General features: G+C 65.5%; 3 protein-coding genes and 1 pseudogene. 2 read left to right on the top strand and 2 right to left on the bottom strand.

Features of this window, described 5'->3' with window-relative positions:
• Together IVB32_RS07735 and IVB32_RS07730 are read left to right on the top strand one after the other, a co-directional pair.
• Positions 1–148: pseudogene (locus IVB32_RS07735) on the top strand (cellulose biosynthesis protein CelD); the annotation flags it as partial.
• 75 nt (positions 149–223) lie between these two features.
• Positions 224–1,108 carry a class I SAM-dependent methyltransferase gene (locus IVB32_RS07730; RefSeq protein WP_085350128.1) on the top strand — a complete coding sequence of 295 codons (885 nt, stop codon included), beginning with the start codon at positions 224–226 and terminating at the stop codon, positions 1,106–1,108.
• Between the two features lie 3 nt (positions 1,109–1,111).
• On the opposite strand, the gene IVB32_RS07725 is transcribed toward IVB32_RS07730, so the two are convergent.
• Together IVB32_RS07725 and wrbA are read right to left on the bottom strand one after the other, a co-directional pair.
• Positions 1,112–1,339: a hypothetical protein gene (locus IVB32_RS07725; RefSeq protein ID WP_157642889.1), complete on the bottom strand. Its 228-nt coding sequence runs from the start codon at positions 1,337–1,339 to the stop codon at positions 1,112–1,114.
• A gap of 31 nt (positions 1,340–1,370) precedes the next feature.
• A complete protein-coding gene (wrbA, locus tag IVB32_RS07720) occupies positions 1,371–1,970 on the bottom strand; it encodes an NAD(P)H:quinone oxidoreductase (protein ID WP_018453406.1) in 600 nt (199 codons plus the stop codon).
• Positions 1,971–1,990 lie beyond the last annotated feature (20 nt).

The following is a 1,990-nucleotide window of genomic DNA, read 5'->3' as shown; positions in this document are numbered from 1 at the left end:
GGAGCCGGTGCCGCTGACGGATGTCAGCGTCGCGCTGTCCTGGCGCGGCATGCCCTTCGCGTGGCGCGACCACGCCGCGCAGGGCCTGCGTCGTCACCCCAGGCTTGCCGCCTTTGCGGCGCAGGCGATGGGCAAGAGGACGCGCTGACGCGCCGCCCTGGATTGTAGGGTCACTCGATTATCGCAATCGTTGTGTTATCGTCGCCTGTTTCCCGGAGGCGACATGGAAGATCGTTCGGCAAAATATCGCGCATTCTATGCACAGTTGATCAGCGCCGCGGCGAGGGCCGCGGACCCCCGTATCGAAGAAGCGTTTCGCACCGTCAGGCGCGAGACGTTCGCCGGACCCGGGCCGTGGTCGATCTCGGTTGGCGGCCACCCCTATGTTGTCACACCCGATGATGATCCCGCTTTCCTCTATCAGAACACGCTGCTCGCGCTCGACAGCGCGCGGGGTCTCAATATCGGGATGCCCGGCGCGCACGCCTATTGGCTCAGCGGTTGCGCGGTGAAGGAAGGCGAGACTGTGATCCAGATCGGCGCGGGGAGCGGCTATTACACCGCAATCCTCGCGCATCTCGTCGGCCCCGGCGGCCGCGTCCATGCCTACGAGATCGACGAACGTCTGGCAGGCCTCGCGCGCGAGAATCTGAAGGACATCGCCCATACGGACGTGCGGGATCGATCGGGCATCGCGTCCGATCTTCCCAAAGCCGACGTGATCTATGTCTGCGCGGGTGCGGCGCAGCCGGCCACCGAATGGCTCGATGCCTTGCTGCCCGGTGGGCGGCTGGTGTTTCCACTCGCGCCCGAAGGCATGATCGGCGGCATGTTGATGATCACGCGCCCCGACGAGGGGGCGGTCTGGCCCGCCAAATTCCTCGGGCGTGCCCAATTCATCGGCTGCGCGGGATTGCAGAACGCGGATGCCGCCCGGCGACTGGCCGAGGCGTTCGCAAGGGGGTGGGAGGGCGTGCAGTCGTTGCGGAGAGAGGGCGCTCCCGACGAGACCTGCTGGTTCGCCGGTGAGGGCTGGTGGCTGTCGACAGCGCCGGCGCCTGTCGCGACTGCGCCCATTAAGCCCAACGCGGACATCACGCAGGCCTAGTGGCTAGAGCATCATGACTTCGCGCAGCCGGCACAGTGAAAGCGGCCGCGTGAGGCCTTGAACAGGCTCCGGCAATACCAGCGCCGCGCCAGCGCCTGAGCGGGCCTGCGGATCATCTGCGCGATCAACAAGAGTTCGAAAGCCATTCGTATCGCTTTTGGTGAAATATCCTGGCCACAGAGATGGGGCGGCATCTCCAGAAGAGAATGCCGCCCAGATCGCACCTGCCATGCAGTGGTTCGGACGTAAAGCTTAACCGCGCTCAGCCGTGCAGCTTCCTGGCTGTCTCCGCGATCTGGCGGCCCTGATAGCGTGCGCCGGCGAGCTCGTTGGCGCTGGGCTGCCGGCTGCCGTCGCCTCCGGTGATCGTGGTGGCGCCGTAAGGCGCGCCGCCGGTGACCTCGTCGAGCTTCATCTGGCCGGCAAAGCCGTAATTCAGGCCGACCACGACCATGCCGAAATGCAACAGGTTGGTGATGATCGAGAACAGCGTCGTCTCCTGACCACCATGCTGGGTCGCGGTCGCCGTGAAGGCGCCGCCGACTTTGCCGTGCAGCGCGCCCTTGGCCCAGAGACCGCCGGCCTGGTCGAGGAAGTTCGCCATCTGCGAGGCCATGCGGCCGAAGCGGGTGCCGGTGCCGACAATGATCGCGTCGTAATTGGCGAGGTCGTCGATCGTGGCGACGGGGGCGGCCTGGTCGAGCTTGTAATAGGACGCCTTGGCGACCTCGGCCGGCACCAGCTCGGGTACGCGCTTGATGTCGACGGTGGCACCGGCTTCGCGCGCGCCTTCGGCAACGGCATTGGCCATCGTTTCGATGTGGCCATAGGCGGAATAATACAGGACGAGAACTTTGGTCATGATGTCTCCGATGGGATTGA

Origin of the sequence: Bradyrhizobium sp. 23 (genome assembly GCF_023073295.1) — a bacterium.
Classification (GTDB): Bacteria; Pseudomonadota; Alphaproteobacteria; order Rhizobiales; family Xanthobacteraceae; genus Bradyrhizobium; species Bradyrhizobium canariense_D.
The sequence above is the reverse complement of the archived record's forward strand: the minus strand, read 5'-3'. Positions and strand labels throughout refer to the sequence as shown.